Here is a 14,438-nt window from a genome sequence, read left to right as displayed (position 1 = left end):
GCAATCGGCAGACAGTGGGCCGTCACGCGCTCTGGGCCAGCTCCCGCACAATCCGTTCCTTAGACAAAGCAGCATAGGCATCGGTGACCTCGATGCCGGTGGCAGAATATCCTTCCAGCACAGCGGCCAGCACCGTGCTACCGGAACCGGCAAAGGGGTCCAGGATACGTCCACCCGGTTCGGTGATCTTCACCACATCCCGCATGAGCTGCAAGGGCTTTTCCGTCAGATGGATGCGGTTCTGGGGATTGCCGTACTTGAATACGCCGGGCAGACAGGGGACGGGTCTGCTGATAGGCATATCCCCATTGGAACCCCAGACAATGTACTCGGCCTGCTGGCGGAAACGGCCCTTCTGGGGACGGCTGTTACCTTTGTCCCAGACAGCTGTGCCGCGCCAGATCCACCCCGCCCACTGGAGCGCATCGGTGGCTGCGGGGAGTTGACGCCAATCGATGAACATGCACACAGGGGCACCGGGTTTACAGACCTTGCGGGCGTCATAGAGCCATTCAGCGGCCCAACGGGTCCAGGATCGCTGATCCTTGGAGTCGCCGTCAAAGGGAGGGGGCGCGCTTTCTCCCATGCTGGAATATTTCTTGTCGGTGGACTTGTTTTTCTCAGCCTGGGTTCGGCCCCCGGAGGCATAGGGGGGATCGGTGATAACCGCATCGAAGGTGTTAGGGGCGAACTCGCGCAGAACCTTCAGCGCGTCGCCGTGGATGATCTCCCATTTATCGTTCATGAGAATCCCTACCTTTCTTTTTGTTGGATTTTTTTGGGGGTTGTTCAGCGGAGAGCTCCGTCTCCACATACTCGCTGATGATATGCAGCGCCTGATCATAGTCACGGCAGGAGGTGACTCGATCAATCATCTCCTTGTTCTGATCATGCATGCCTGCCATTTGGAGCAGTTGGGAGGCAGTACCCATAATAGAGAAGATATTGCCATCTCGGCCCAACAGCTCCATTTTGGGCTTTACGAGCTTCTGCTCCTGGATAAACCCGCCCAGCCGGTTGGGTACATAATCACTGAGCCAAGTGCCGCCAAATTGACTGTGCGTCTGAATCCGCCACAGCGCAAGCTTTCCCACATTCAGCTGTACCCCCTCAAAAGAGAACATCAGGTTTGTGAGACCGTCGTGCTGAAATGTGGCTGCATGTTCAAATTTGGTCCCATTCAGCAGGATTCCTTCCTGGGTGAGCAGATCATTGATGCCGTCCACCCATTCCTGAAGGTCGCCGCCGCAGCCCTGGAGGATCAGCCCCTCCTCGTTGGTCATGTGCCGCAGGTCCTCCGTGGTCTTTTCTTGGATCATTTGACCTCCTCGCGCTTGGCGCTTTTCTTTCTTCTGGGCGAAGTGCGTCCCTTCGGTTTGGAATCTGTCACAACGGGGATGTCCAGTTTATTGGCACGATGGATCTCCGCCCACATCCCTTCCGTGACCGGCCCATAGACATTGACTTGCTGGCACTTTTCTACCAGCCGCAGACCCATCTCCCGTGCGGCCAGGTCCTGCGCCGGATCGCCCGGATCTGCGATGGTCGGGAACATGAGATGGGGGCAGACCGGGATGTCGCCCGCCTGAAAGACTTCCTGGGCTTTCTGTCTGGCAAACTCAATGTTTTTCTCCACCTCACCTCGGAGGGGGGCGCAGATGTACACCAATTTGGGGCCGTGGTCTTTTGCCGGGACTTGAATGCGAAAGGTCTCCACATAGTCGCTGGCCATTTGCCGGAGCTGCCGGTAGTCCTCCTTGGTAGGATGATAGGCATACCAATCGATCCGGTTACCATCTACCCAAATATGCGGGTCAACGCCATCCCGCAGGTAGGGGTTGTTGGGGATCTTCTGTTTCCCCCATACATCCTTGAACCGAAGAGTCAGCTTGTCCAACACACCCTGGTCGTTGTCCAGCAGCGTCAGGCGGAGAGCCGCATAGTGATCCGCATGACCCAGTGTAACAAATTCAGCCCTCACCTGACGGTTTCTGTCCAAGCCACCCAGGCAGGCACGGCCTACAAAGACCGGATCATGGATCACAGACCCATCCGCAAACAGTTTGCGGAGTTCCTGCTCAAAAAAGTTGCTCACTTAGTCACTCCTCTCGTGGTTTTGATGTGCAGAGACTTATCTGGAAATACTGTCCCGCTGTTTTCTCTTGGGCGACGATGGATGGATTTTGACCGGCTCCAGGGATGGCTCACGAAACATATTCAAGTATTGTGCCACGGTGCTTCGGATGGCGGCTCGGTCTGCAGCATTTGGTTTATACCCATACCACTCAACTGTTCCATTGTAGATCCAAATATGAGGAGCGACTCCATCCGGAAAATTAGGATTGTCAGGTATCATTTTGCGCCCAATGAGATCGACAATGGGAAGATCGATGTGGTCGACCAATCCGCTCAAACGGTTGATCACCTTCACAGAAAGCGAATCATAATTGCGCAGGACGGCGGGGTCATCGAATTCGATTCTTACTCGTAAATCTCCGCCCAGCGTGCCAAAGCAGGTACGCCCGATAAAAATAGGCTTATGGACGATTGTCCCATCTCCAAACAGATCCCGTAGTTCCTGTTCAAAAAGCGTGTTCATCGGCTCATTTCACGCCCTTTCTGTTTTTGGGGCGTGGGAGGGGGCGGTTGTTGAGGAGCTAGTTCGTCTCGGGACGAATCCCGGATCACAGAACGGCTTTTTCCATCCATGACCAAGGTGTCAAGAGAATCGTTACAAATCTCCTCACCACTGATGACCAGGGCAGTGTCGGTTAAATGCACATCGCCACACACCCTGCCATATACAGCGCAGGTGCCGGATAGAATAGGCGCACGTCCTGTGTCCGGTGAGTCCAAAACCATCCCGCAGTCGGACACTCTGGCGTGGCCGCATAGATTGCTACCTCGAATATAGGCATCATCCTCCGCGCGGGCATGGCCACTCAGAGCAGAACCTTGGGAAACATAGGCATTTCCGCAAACAATGGATTCTCCATATAGGGCCGAGCCCTTATCCACATAGGCGTCATTACACGCAATCGCGTCGCCAAAGATCCAGGCATCATCTCCCGTTTCAAATGACAGGTTGCTCTCGCTCTCAACAAAGCCGCCCAGCTCCCCAGCCTTTACCTTTTTCCCAATATCCCTTAAGGCCCGAATACGATGAAGGAAGGGATACCTTTCGTGTGAGATCTCCGTGATTTCATATTTCTGATTGCTCGTTGTTCTCATCTCCTTTTTTATGCAGCATTTTGGAACAGGCTCTCCTGCGCATCTTCCAGACGGAACTCCGCGTCAATGTCGGAGAAGGTCTCGCTGCGATTGAATTTCTCGCTTACCTTGTTGGGCAAGGCCTGCAGCTCCAACATCCGTTCCCACAGGTTTGGGTGGTAGTCATAGAGATGGCGCAGTTCTTTTCTTTTGGCGTTAGGGCAGAACCAGCAGCCCCCGCGGGTTGTAAATGTGTAGACAGGCGAAAGCAGCCCTGCCCGCTGGCAGAGCTGCTTTGCATCTTCCTCTGTACAGTTGTACTTGTCCAGTAAGGAGACCCGGTTTCCGGCCAATCGAAGCAGCCGTTCCTGCTCGTCCTTGGCGATCCCAATATACTGAACTGTGTCGGGCGGCAGCGATTTTTGGTATCGCAGGATCGGTTTCAGCTTGCAATCTCTCTGAACAGCACACCGTCCGCAGATGGGAAAAGAACGCAGAAGGCCCTTCTTAGGACCGCGGGTGATTTTGCCTGTGAAGAGATCCACATACGTTTTCTCACTGCGCAGGACAGTTACCTTCACACCCCTGCGTTCTAAAGCCGGAATGGCGGTGGTGTAAATAAAATCTCGGTGTTCCGGCACCTCGCCGGAGATCTCCTTGTCGAACATGACCTCACAGTATACTGCCTCATCCAGAGGCTCCCCATGTTCCAGAGCCAGTAATATGGTGGCAAGACTGTCCTTACCAAAGGAACAGGAGGCAACATGTTTCAACGGTCCGACACACCTGCTTCCTTGATGCGACAGGCGTTGCACAGTACCTCCACTTTGTCCGTCTGCTCCCAGGGAGCGTCCGGATGGGTAAAGTGGCCATAGTTGCAGAACTGAGCGAAGATGGGCTTGTCCAGTCCGAGGGTGTGGCGCATCCCGGCGGGGGTCAGGTCAAAGACCGCCTGGACGGCCTGTTCCAGCACATCATCCCGGTATTCGCCGGTTCCTTCGGTATCCACGTTGACCGCCACAGGCTCTGCCTTTCCGATGGCATAGGCCAGAGTGACGGTACAGCGATCCGCCAGACCGGCAGATACAATGTTTTTTGCTATATAGCGGGCCATGTAGGCTCCGCTGCGGTCCACCTTGGTGGAGTCTTTACCAGACAGTGCGCCGCCGCCGTGAGGGGCCAGTCCGCCATAGGTATCCACCATCAGCTTGCGGCCCGTAAGGCCGGTATCCGCCTCAAATCCGCCATAGACAAACCGCCCCGATGGATTGATCAGGATCTCCGTTTCCCCATCGAGCGGCAACTCCCGCAGTGCGGGATGGATCACATGGTCCATGAGTTCCTCCCGCAGTTGGTCCAGGTCTTTCTCCGGGTCATGCTGGCAGGACAGAACCACCGATGCAAGACGCACGGGGATATCGAAGTTGTACTCCACAGACACCTGCGCCTTGCCGTCCGGACGCAGGCCCTGGATCATCCCGGTTTTTCTGGCGTTGGTCAGCAGCCGGGTGAGCCGGTGGGCCAGGATGACCGGCAGAGGAAGATAGGATTCTGTCTCATCACAGGCAAATCCATACATGATCCCCTGGTCGCCAGCCCCAGTCTGGACTCCTTCCCGCACAGCGTGAGCAATATCGTCGCTCTGATCGTGGGTGATGACCTCGATCTCATAGTCCAGCCCAGTGTACCCAGCTTCCCGGATGGTCCGGCAGACAATGGAGGGGATATCCGGCATGACCTTTGCCGAGATTTCTCCGGCCACCAGCACTTTGCCAGCTGTGGCCAGTACTTCGCAGGCCACATGGGCGGAGGAGTCACCCTTGAGACAGGCATCCAGAACAGAATCCGCGATGGTGTCGCAGAGTTTGTCAGGGTGGCCCTCGGTAACAGACTCTGCGGTCAAAATGTATTTATCTCTCATGGTCGATTTTCCCTTTCTTTTTTATGTGTTGGTCGCCAACGATCCGTCCCTGTTCTCCGGCTGCCGTTCGCACAGGAAGGATCTGCATGTTGTCGTACAGGGACTTGTATCGCTGAATCTGCTCATCCGTCAGGGAAATAAACTCCTCCTGGCCAAGTCCAGCGACGAAGAAGGTGCCGCGGATGATGTCATAGGGCAGATAGTCCTTATCCAACAGCGGACGATTCATCGGCAGACCAAGGAGCTTTCCCTCAGAATTGCACACCAGGGCAACCGGCTCTTGGAACGGATACACAGCTTCAATATCTCCTCCTACGAGCTGCTGCATATCCGGGAGGCTTTCAATCTCCTGCACACGGCAGGGCTTTTGCGGTTCTACCACTAATACTTTCATGTGCGATCATTCCCCCGATTCCTTTTTTTCTTTTTGCTGCCATATAGCGCATTGAAATCCGGTCTGGGGCGGTCTGCCCGCATCCGGTCCGTTCGATAACAGAAGATGTAGAATTTCTGCACTTGCGGGAAAAGCCGAAGGTGGTATCGATATTGGCTGCTGTCCATGCGGAATGCGTAGAAGGTCTGCCGATCAGACATTCGTGCCTCTGGATGCGCTTTGCAATACGTTTCCATGGCGGGAAAACTGTTCAAAGTACCATTGTTTCGCAGTTCATCCAGCAGTTCATTTAACTCTGCAAGAAAACCTGGAGACTCCAGATCACGGTTTTGCCGCATCCAGGTCACCGTGACACCGTCACCAATCTCTCGCCCTGTGAACACGCCTCGCAGGCAACCTACGCAGGCTGTCTCCTGCAATTTTGTTGTAAACAGTGGATTGAGGTCCCCGTTTGATGCATCATAGATAGAAAACTTTTTATCCGGCATCTTATCTCTCTTTTCCGTGCTGCTTTTTGGGGGATTTGGTCTGTTCTATATAGCCGCGATTGCGTTTGACTGTCTCCAGATCCAGTTCTTTGGCACAATGCTGCCACGCCTGTTTTAATTTGGACAGTGGCAGTCCGTTCTGCCGGTAGCCCTCCCGAATGCCCTGGTAATAATATTCCGAGGGCAGAGCAGGAGAGCGCCACCGATCCCCATCCGTCATCACGTAGGCCATGACAGTCAGCTGCCGCCCCGCATGATCCCGCACAGCAACAGACTCTTTTTCGTATAGGTGGGGATATCCCTCATAGAGATCAAGAGACCGCTCACAGCCCGGTGTGATCCGCCAAAGCAGGCCATGTACCTGCTGCCCTTCCTTGGGCTTGATGGTGGCAACGCCATTTCCGCTTGCATTGCCGCGAAACAGCAGTTCATATCCCTCCAGCACGACCGGCCCCACCACCTGGGCCGCGGGACAGCGGTAGGCCATCTGATCCAGGTTAATGTTGCTGCCGTAGGCGAAATACAATTTATCTTCAGCTATGGTCCAACACCTCCAGTGCGCCGATCTTCGCCAGCGCCATAATCATGGTCTGCGCCTGCGCCTCTACACCACGATCCGGCAGGGGACAGTCCTGATCCGTCATGCGGATGAAATTGCTGCGAAGCTGCCAGATATAGCTCTCTGTGTCCGGAAACTCCGTGGGGTCAAAGGCAGCTTTCCGAAGCTGGTCCATGATTTCTGTCCCGGTACCCTCGTACACGGTATCTTCAATGCGTATTTTCATCGTGCCACCTCACTGCTTCGGTTTTTCTTTTTCTTATTGACATCGTAACTGTCCTTGTCATAGCGCCATGCCCGATCCCCGTCCAAGTTGGCCAGAAGATGATCCCGCGTGTGCTTGAACTCGGGTCCATTCAACCCAAGGCGTACCAGCCATACCCGAAAGGTGAACAGCTCATTATCGCTTTGCGTCTTGCGCATGACGGTGCTGCGCTGGGCGATAGCCTGGGCCGACATGGCAAGGCACAAATTCACATAGGCAGCAGCGCGGCCTGCGTGGAGGGTGGAATTAAAACAGCGGAATTCGACGGTCCCCCGGAAAAACACGGAATGGAGATTGAGCGCATAGTACCGTGTCCAGTTGTAGTGCTCCGTGCTGCCGTTATCCCCCTCATACCAGATGGTTTCCAGCTGTGTCAGATTTTTGGTTTCTTCGGATGAAAGCTTGCGTGCCTTTTGCAGCATGGGTTCCCGTACTTTCTGGCAATAGTTCGCTATGCGATAGGAGTTAACCTGGAGTGCCTTGAACAGAATATCTTCTTTGGAATACATAATGCCCAACAGGTTTTTCAGGCTCTGGCGATTATGGTTTGCGGCATCCACATGGACATGGATACCGCAGGAGGAATTGACTTTTCCCCCTGCAGTGCGGACGCGGCGGACGCATTCCTGAAATTTGGGCAATTCCGCATAGGTCAGTTTGGGCGTGACCATTTCCACACGATACCTCGGATCTGAGGTGGAGGTGTATCTGGCACCCACTTTCTGTTCACCACGGATGCTGCTGTCGCTCATCAGCCGCCACTCTTTTCCCTCACCATCCCGCACATACCAGCTGTCGTAGTAGTCATCCCCACGGCGAGGCTCCGTCCCAAAATAATCTGCCAAGGCTTGTGCCGCCTGTTCACGTGTAATTCCGGTCAGTTCCACTTCCACGCCGAAGCACTGATCTTTTAGTCCTACTTCATTCATGTCACTGCTCCCTTCTAAAAGATATTTCAAAACCTTGTAAACACTGTATCCGTTCGAAAACCGCTGATCCCGGCGAACATATCAAAATGGCGTATCAGGTGATCTCATCTCCTTCCTGCTGCAGGGCAAGAAGAAAGCCGAGGACATTCTCATCCATGTCCTCGGCCTGTGCCTGCTGGCTTTTTTCTGTTGTCAGATCCAAATTGCGCAACTCTTCCCGAATCAGCCCACGGATGGCAGACAGGAGGGCATCCTGTTCATGGGCTTTACACACCATCCGACACACAGCGTCTGTCCGTTTCCCGGCAGGAATGGAGCTGAGAATGTGCCATGCATCACGCTGTTGGGGTGATGTCAGAGAAAAAGAAAGGTTGAGCCGCCGCTTACCTGCCATTGCCGACACCCCGCGACATCTGCCCCACAAGGCGCTCATATCCTTTAGCGTTCAGGGATACGTCATCCAGGATAAGCGGGCGGCACAGGCCGTCTGTGGCCGAAAGGTGGCGCTTTAAGAGCGCCGCTCCGCCGCCCAGGAAAATGGCGGGCATGGCTCGGATGTCCAGGCCGCTCTCTGTGACTGCCGAGAGCAGGTTTCGGGCGTACTTGCCTGCCTGGGCGTGGATAACCGCCCTGATCCGCTCGTCCATCCCGCCGGAGCTGCCCCGCAGGGCGCTTTCGATCTGAGCGGTAGTCATGGACAGCCCAAACAACCGGCGCACCTGTTCGCTGATTTCATCGATACAGCGGATCATGCCCAGTTCCAGACTCCGGCAGGAGGCAGCGTTGGGGATGCGGTTGTCCAGACGCATCAGATCCACCGTCCAGCCGCCTATGTCAGCTACGATGACGGACGGCTCGTCCAGCAGCTCCGTCTGGGTCAGTACGGCGGCATAGCCCTGGGGAAACAGGGACACCTCTTGGATGGTGATGGTATAGTCCTGCCCCTCATAGCGAAAAGGAATGGCGCTCCCATCCCGGTACAGATACGAACGGAAGGACTTCTTGTCCCTGCCAAAGCTGGTCAGGGGCAGACCTGCCGCCAGGTGGATGCTGGCGGTGTGCTCCGCACCCCGGTGCTCCAGCTCCTTGGCGATGGCTGCCAGGGTAAGCAGATAGTAGTCCTCCGTCTGGGTCTTATCCCTCTGAAGGGGCTGACGACCGCTGCCCACCACATAGTATCTGCCGCCGCACTCCAGTACATCTTTCTGGGTGTACGGCTCGTGTTCGTACTCTACTAACCCGGTGGGAAAGGAGAAGTGGACAGTTTTCATGGCTGCATAGCCATGATCCACGCCGATCACAATTGCATCATTCATCTGGTATCGTGCTCCTTCCGATCATGTTGTTTCTGAGGATTTAGATGGTAGTTTTGCAGTATTGCTGTGTACAGCTTTTGCTCAAATGCCCGATATGCCGGTGTGGTGTGGTCGATAGGGAGAAGGACAGCCCGTTCGTAGCAGGTTCCAGGTACGATCTCCCAGCGGATGACCTGGAACTGATCCGCCAGCAGATAGCGCATGAGCTGATGGCCGTTCATCATTTCAAACATCCCGCGGGAGTCCTCATAAGGGAACTGCTTATATAGCTCAAAGCCTGTCAGTCTTTGGGCCGTGAAGTACAGCTTGAAGCCCCCTGGGTCCAGTTCTGGGGCGAGCTGCTCATAGAATGTCTTTGCGTCCATCTCAACCAGCCCTTCTCCACTTTTGGGTCAGCCGTTCCAGAACAGTCAGCCTGCCGGACACTTTCCGCGCCGAGAGATCCAGTCCTTTCATCTGGTTTTGGATACGGCGGTGGATCTGCTTGAGCTGCCGCCTGTCGCCGCAGCCCTCCAGCACTACATAGCTGCCTTTTCCGTTGGCCAGCACCTCACGCCGCCCGGTATCATCCCGGAGACTGGCCATGAGACGCTGGCCCAGGCGCTTGCGGTAGCCGTCCTGGAGGGCCTCCACATCCCCGCACACGCCATGCTTTTTCAGGATCGCAGCGATCTCGCTGGAGTGGATCTCCATCCCCTCGAACAACGCCTCCAGGATCTCCTGCTCAGCCTCTGGCGGCAGTCTGGGCGGAGCAGTCGGCTTGGCACCCGCGTTTTCCCGGTTCATCGTTCTGCCTCCTTTCGCTTCTTTTGAGGGGAATGCGGCGCTTTTGCAGGCTGCGGATCACCGCGCCAGGTTTCCGGGGCCATGGTGTTGATATGGCGGAGCATATCCCGCACGTTTGCACAGGTGAATTCCGGCTGTTCAAATCCATGGCGCTCCGTGTAGATGGTCCACTTATGGGTCTCATGGGGACTGTCCCGGATGACCACAAAATATCTCCCGTTGCGGTCACCATGCAGAGGTTCAAACCGCACGTCATCATAGAGCGGGCCGGACAGCGGGCAGTTGTTCTTGAACCAGACATAGTAGTTGTCCAGGATATACGGGTCGGTGATCCCCATGACCACCTTGCTCAACTTCTGGAGCCGTCCGGCCAGCGCGTCATCCTGACAGAACCAGTCATACCACCCGGCCTCACACTGAACGGCACGATCTTTCGAGGAAAAATCCCCGGCACGGAACCGCTCCTGCCACTGGCGGACACTCATTTCCGTCATAGCGTCCCCCTTTCCGGCAGGAGGCGCTCCATGAGGTCGGCAATGGTCCGAAACACCTCCGCCAATTCACGGGATTCTTTCACCGTATCTTCCATCTCGTCCCTGGTCATGCGGGTGCATTTAGCCCAGATCCGGACATTTTCCTCTGTGGGGTCCAGCAGGACCGCCTTTTCATACGCCTTGCAGAAGACTCCGGCGATCTTCCCCTCACGGTCGATCTCCGCGTCCTTTTCCTGGATTTCCTTTTTTGCTCTCAGGATGTCCAACGCCTCCTGAGCGGCCTGCTCCCGCTGCTCCTCCGGCAGATCCTCCACCTGCTTGGTGATCTGGTAGCCCTGGTTGATGGACAGTTCCTTCTTGTCCAGCGCCTCCTTGACCGCTGCAGGGGCGTGCTCGTCGATCTGCATCACTTTGCCCATGGTCCGCTCACCCAGGCCAACGGAGTCTGCCAGTTCTTTGCGGGTGTCAACAGGAACGGAACTTTCCGGCAATGTTGCCGAAAGGTCAGTTCGCGTACCCTGGTTTGCCTTGGCCCTGGCTTCGATCTCCGGCTTGAGCTTCAGGGCGATCTTGCCCAGTTCCCACTTGTCCAGGTTACGGCGGCCTTTCTGGGTATCCAGCGCCCACTGCTTGGCCTCCAGCAGATCGTCAAAGGCGAACACCAGCATCTGATAGGGCAGGCCGTGCTTGTCGCACAGGGATTTTCGGTTATGCCCGTCAATGACGACCAGATCCTCATTGACGATGATGGAGGTATAGCACCCATTTTTCAGGAGGTCCGTCTCCAGCGCGCCGAGCTGCTCCTCGCTCAAAGGCGGGAGCAGCTCGGCCATCTCAGGCAGCACAACAGGGGTGCGCTCTGTGCTGCTGTAAATGATCCCAGTGTTCTTCATCAGGCGGCCTCACACTCGGCCTGGTTCTGCTCGGCAGCGGTTGCCTCCTCTGCCCGACGGGGGGAGAGGAGCTCCACCTCCGTAGCCTTGATCAGGAAGCCGGGCTGGCGGGTGGGATCGTCAGAAAAAGTGATGGTCTCGAAGTCGCCGGAGGCGGCCAGCTTGCAGCCCTTCCAGGCATAGGCAGCACAGAACTCGGCCAGGGGGCCGCGCACCTTGATGGAGATGAAGTCGGTGAGCCGGTTGCCCTCCTGATCCCGATAGCGGCGGTCCGAGGCGATGCGCAGGATGGCATAGGGCTTGCCCGTGGTTTCGTTCATCTTCAGCTCCACATCATTGGTCAGATTTCCAGTGGCAGTGATCTTCAACATCGTTCATTTCTCCTTTTTCTGTTAGAATAGTTGGTTGTAAGAAAGAGGGGGACTCACAGCTTCTGTGAGTCCCCCAAGGGCTTAATACCCCGTCCGGGGCAGGGTGGGAATGGCAGGTTTGCCGTACACCGTGGTCACCCAGCGGCTGACAGCCTGCACCCACTGGCCGTTGTAGACGCCGCCCACGTCGGCCACATTGACAAACGAGGTGGAGGCCAGGTTGGCCACGGCGGTGCAGTGGAGGTACGGCTTTTCTACCTGGGCAAAGCCAGCAGGGGCCTGTCCAAAGACGAACATGACCTCTGTGACCCGTTCATTGCTGGCAAGGCCCAGTGCGGTGGCCGAGGCAGCCAGGGTGTAGTTCTTGCTGGTGGACAGGTTGTCTGCCAGGGTCCGATACTCGCCACCGTTCACACGGTAGGTGATCTTATAGGTGCCGGGGAAGTTATAGGTTCCGGTGACCACCGTATCCAGCCGCACCTCTGCGGGGAGGGTATCGCGCCAATAAAAGTTGTCCAGCCGGACATTGGAGCTATTGGCGATGCCGGAGAAGGTATAGCGTACCGGCTGGCCTGCGATGATCTCCTTGGGGCCGGTTTTGGTGATGGATACGCCGGTGGTCAGGCTCTTGTTGGTCACCTCAAATTTGACGATCTGTCCCTCATGCTCCAGATAGGCAGTGAGTTCCGTTTCGTTTACGCCGTAATTGGCCGGAGCCTTGACCTCCCGGATGGTATAGCGGGAGAGAGGCAAAGGTTTGGACACGGCCAGCCCACGGCTGTCAGAGCGGATGGTGTCTACCAGATTACCCGCCTTATCGTAAATCTCAAATACGGCCCCCTCCAGCAGCGTTCCGGCAGGCAGGCCGTTGGTGGGGTTGTAGTCGGCGGACTTCTTGACAATCTGGATCTGGCCTGTGATGGCCCGATTTTCCCAGGTGATTTCCGTGGTCTCTCCGGGCTTTACATAGACAGTCTTGAGCTGTTCGTCTACGATGTAGCCCTCGTTCTCCAGCTCCCGCAGATACACCTTGCCGGACAGCTCCAGGGTGTCAATGTAGGCGTATCCGTTCTGGTCGGTGGTGAACTGATCCACGGGATTCATATTGCCGTCGTAAAGGAGGAAGGTCACACCATAGATTCCCTTTCGGGTGGCGGCGTCGATTTTGTGTAACAGAATACCCGAAAACGCCTTGTTGGTTACGGTCTTGCGGGTGGTCTCCCCATCCTTTACGGTGAAGTAGATGGGTGTGGGGTCCAATTTGAAGGTATCCGGGCAATCGGTTTCCACTGCATAGTAGTTGTCAGCCTCCAGGGGCAGAAACACTTTTCCATCCTTCCCGGTGGTCACGGTATCCACCAGAGCGTCATCGCTGACGCGGCGGATTTCAAAGGTGACGCCGGAGATGGTTTCTGTTTTATCTGCCTCATTGACTTTGGTAAACTCCACACCGCCCACCGGCGCATTGTAGAAATAGAGCTGCTGGGTATCGTCCGGGTTTACCACCAGCGTCTGGCTCTGGGTGTTGGGGTCAATGGTGTATCCAGGGATGCTTTCCACTTCAGTTACTACCACTGTACCGGTGATGCCGGAGAGGATGATCTGCCCCTCCGCATTGGTCCAGTACAGCCCGTTGGAGGACAGCTTGCCGCCCTCGTCCGGCAGATAGGTGCCGTCCGCGTAGGTGATCTTGAACTGCACCCCCTTCAGCGGGGTCTTGTCCTTGCTGGACAGCTTGTGGATGATGAGGTTTCCCATAGGCTGGTTGCGGAACTCCACTGTGACGGTCTGGCCCTCCTTGACCTGGACGGTCTGGGGGGTGTCGTCCAGCAGGAAGCCGTCCTTAGCCCTGGTCTCCTTGATGACCAGTGTGGTTCCCGGCTCCACTCCCTCCACCAGGAAAGTGCCGGTGCTGTCTGTCACGAACTTGCCGTTGGCGTCGCCCACCACAGAGCCGTCCGATTTTGTCACCAGGAACTCCACATCGGAGAGCGGCGTGTTATCTGCCGCCGATACCTTCTTGACCAAGACAGCTCCCTTGGGGGCATTGGAGAAGTAGAGGGTTACGATGTCTTGGTCCTCGCCGCTGATATAGAAGGACTGGGGCGCGGCGTCGATCACATGGCCGCTGTCGCTCTCCAGCTCCTCGCAGATGTAGTAGCCCTCTTTGAGTCCAGTGACAGTGAAGGAACCGTTGGCCGAGGTCGTGTAAGTGCCGATCACGGTGCCGCCGCTGCCGCTGACCTCGCCGCCCAGGTATTTCAGCTGGAACCGAGCGCCGGAGATGGCTTCCCCGGTCACGCTGTCCTGCTTGTAGACCACCAACGCCGACAGGGGGATGTTGGAGATGGTGACGGTCTTGTTTTCACCGCCCTTGACATAGACCTCCGTGATGGGATCGTCGGGGAGCTGGTAGCCGAGGGCGGGCGTGGTCTCCTCGATCTTCAGCCAGCCGTCCTCGATGCCCTCCAGGACGATCTGGCCCGCCTCGTCTGTCTGGAAGGTGCCCAGGTCCCGCTGCTCCCCGGTGTCTGTTTTGTTGCTGGCCCAGGTGATATGAAATTCGGCGGCTTCAATGGGATCATGGGTGACGGAGTTTTCCTTCTGGATGGTGACGGTGGGCCGCTTGTGGTTCTCAAAATACACATCCCGGTCCCGATTGGGATAGAGCGTGACCAGTTGGGGATCGGCGTCCGGGAGATAGGGGGACGGCACCGACTTTTCAGAAATTTCATAGACGCCGGGCAGCAGGTTCTCCACCATGGCGGAGCCGTCCGCCCCGGTGGTCACTTCCGTCACGCTATGGCCGTCC

20 protein-coding genes are annotated in these 14,438 nt (G+C 56.3%); all 20 read right to left on the bottom strand.

The window, feature by feature from the left end:
• Positions 1 to 22: 22 nt before the first annotated feature.
• Complete coding sequence (locus ACTQ3R_RS12640; RefSeq protein WP_140399766.1) at positions 23 to 745, bottom strand: DNA-methyltransferase; 723 nt, start codon at positions 743 to 745, stop codon at positions 23 to 25.
• Positions 735 to 1,319, bottom strand: coding sequence for a hypothetical protein (locus ACTQ3R_RS12635; protein WP_441779585.1), 585 nt, complete (start codon positions 1,317 to 1,319; stop codon positions 735 to 737). Before ACTQ3R_RS12635 ends, ACTQ3R_RS12640 begins: the two co-directional genes overlap by 11 nt.
• Entirely contained in the window at positions 1,316 to 2,095 is a 780-nt protein-coding gene (locus ACTQ3R_RS12630) for a DUF7768 domain-containing protein (RefSeq protein WP_441779584.1), read from the bottom strand. Before ACTQ3R_RS12630 ends, ACTQ3R_RS12635 begins: the two co-directional genes overlap by 4 nt.
• 36 nt (positions 2,096 to 2,131) lie before the next feature.
• Entirely contained in the window at positions 2,132 to 2,599 is a 468-nt protein-coding gene (locus tag ACTQ3R_RS12625) for a hypothetical protein (protein ID WP_147382247.1), read from the bottom strand.
• Complete coding sequence (locus ACTQ3R_RS12620; protein ID WP_441779583.1) at positions 2,596 to 3,231, bottom strand: hypothetical protein; 636 nt, start codon at positions 3,229 to 3,231, stop codon at positions 2,596 to 2,598. The genes ACTQ3R_RS12625 and ACTQ3R_RS12620 overlap by 4 nt, the downstream gene beginning before the upstream one ends.
• 8 nt (positions 3,232 to 3,239) lie before the next feature.
• On the bottom strand, positions 3,240 to 3,983 hold the full coding sequence (locus ACTQ3R_RS12615; protein ID WP_118642357.1) for a phosphoadenosine phosphosulfate reductase: 744 nt from the start codon (positions 3,981 to 3,983) through the stop codon (positions 3,240 to 3,242).
• Complete coding sequence (metK, locus tag ACTQ3R_RS12610) at positions 3,980 to 5,131, bottom strand: methionine adenosyltransferase (protein ID WP_441779582.1); 1,152 nt, start codon at positions 5,129 to 5,131, stop codon at positions 3,980 to 3,982. Before metK ends, ACTQ3R_RS12615 begins: the two co-directional genes overlap by 4 nt.
• On the bottom strand, positions 5,121 to 5,525 hold the full coding sequence (locus ACTQ3R_RS12605; protein WP_317323650.1) for a DUF3846 domain-containing protein: 405 nt from the start codon (positions 5,523 to 5,525) through the stop codon (positions 5,121 to 5,123). The genes metK and ACTQ3R_RS12605 overlap by 11 nt, the downstream gene beginning before the upstream one ends.
• Entirely contained in the window at positions 5,522 to 6,013 is a 492-nt protein-coding gene (locus ACTQ3R_RS12600) for a hypothetical protein (protein WP_008980746.1), read from the bottom strand. Before ACTQ3R_RS12600 ends, ACTQ3R_RS12605 begins: the two co-directional genes overlap by 4 nt.
• A gap of 1 nt (position 6,014) precedes the next feature.
• Positions 6,015 to 6,539 carry a gamma-glutamylcyclotransferase family protein gene (locus ACTQ3R_RS12595; protein ID WP_118642349.1) on the bottom strand — a complete coding sequence of 175 codons (525 nt, stop codon included), beginning with the start codon at positions 6,537 to 6,539 and terminating at the stop codon, positions 6,015 to 6,017.
• A gap of 7 nt (positions 6,540 to 6,546) precedes the next feature.
• Positions 6,547 to 6,798, bottom strand: coding sequence for a hypothetical protein (locus tag ACTQ3R_RS12590; protein WP_008980748.1), 252 nt, complete (start codon positions 6,796 to 6,798; stop codon positions 6,547 to 6,549).
• Entirely contained in the window at positions 6,795 to 7,766 is a 972-nt protein-coding gene (locus ACTQ3R_RS12585; protein WP_008980749.1) for an amidoligase family protein, read from the bottom strand. The genes ACTQ3R_RS12590 and ACTQ3R_RS12585 overlap by 4 nt, the downstream gene beginning before the upstream one ends.
• 94 nt (positions 7,767 to 7,860) lie before the next feature.
• Complete coding sequence (locus ACTQ3R_RS12580) at positions 7,861 to 8,160, bottom strand: hypothetical protein (RefSeq protein WP_242622319.1); 300 nt, start codon at positions 8,158 to 8,160, stop codon at positions 7,861 to 7,863.
• Positions 8,150 to 9,082: a ParM/StbA family protein gene (locus ACTQ3R_RS12575; RefSeq protein ID WP_087265903.1), complete on the bottom strand. Its 933-nt coding sequence runs from the start codon at positions 9,080 to 9,082 to the stop codon at positions 8,150 to 8,152. Before ACTQ3R_RS12575 ends, ACTQ3R_RS12580 begins: the two co-directional genes overlap by 11 nt.
• Complete coding sequence (locus ACTQ3R_RS12570) at positions 9,079 to 9,447, bottom strand: hypothetical protein (protein ID WP_441779581.1); 369 nt, start codon at positions 9,445 to 9,447, stop codon at positions 9,079 to 9,081. Before ACTQ3R_RS12570 ends, ACTQ3R_RS12575 begins: the two co-directional genes overlap by 4 nt.
• A gap of 1 nt (position 9,448) precedes the next feature.
• Positions 9,449 to 9,868, bottom strand: a complete 420-nt coding sequence (locus tag ACTQ3R_RS12565) for a synapsin-1 (Synapsin I) (protein ID WP_441779580.1) — start codon at positions 9,866 to 9,868, stop codon at positions 9,449 to 9,451.
• Positions 9,865 to 10,362 (bottom strand): hypothetical protein, encoded by a 498-nt coding sequence (locus ACTQ3R_RS12560; protein WP_441779579.1) that lies wholly within the window; start codon positions 10,360 to 10,362, stop codon positions 9,865 to 9,867. Before ACTQ3R_RS12560 ends, ACTQ3R_RS12565 begins: the two co-directional genes overlap by 4 nt.
• A complete protein-coding gene (locus ACTQ3R_RS12555) occupies positions 10,359 to 11,255 on the bottom strand; it encodes a hypothetical protein (RefSeq protein ID WP_087265911.1) in 897 nt (298 codons plus the stop codon). Before ACTQ3R_RS12555 ends, ACTQ3R_RS12560 begins: the two co-directional genes overlap by 4 nt.
• Complete coding sequence (locus tag ACTQ3R_RS12550) at positions 11,255 to 11,626, bottom strand: single-stranded DNA-binding protein (RefSeq protein WP_007491221.1); 372 nt, start codon at positions 11,624 to 11,626, stop codon at positions 11,255 to 11,257. Before ACTQ3R_RS12550 ends, ACTQ3R_RS12555 begins: the two co-directional genes overlap by 1 nt.
• An 81-nt stretch (positions 11,627 to 11,707) precedes the next feature.
• On the bottom strand, positions 11,708 to 14,438 hold a 2,731-nt coding region (locus ACTQ3R_RS12545; protein ID WP_441779578.1), incomplete at its 5' end, for an MSCRAMM family protein.

The organism is Lawsonibacter sp. LCP25S3_E2, assembly GCF_052117285.1.
Lineage (GTDB): Bacteria > Bacillota > Clostridia > Oscillospirales > Oscillospiraceae > Lawsonibacter.
The sequence above is the reverse complement of the archived record's forward strand: the minus strand, read 5'-3'. Positions and strand labels throughout refer to the sequence as shown.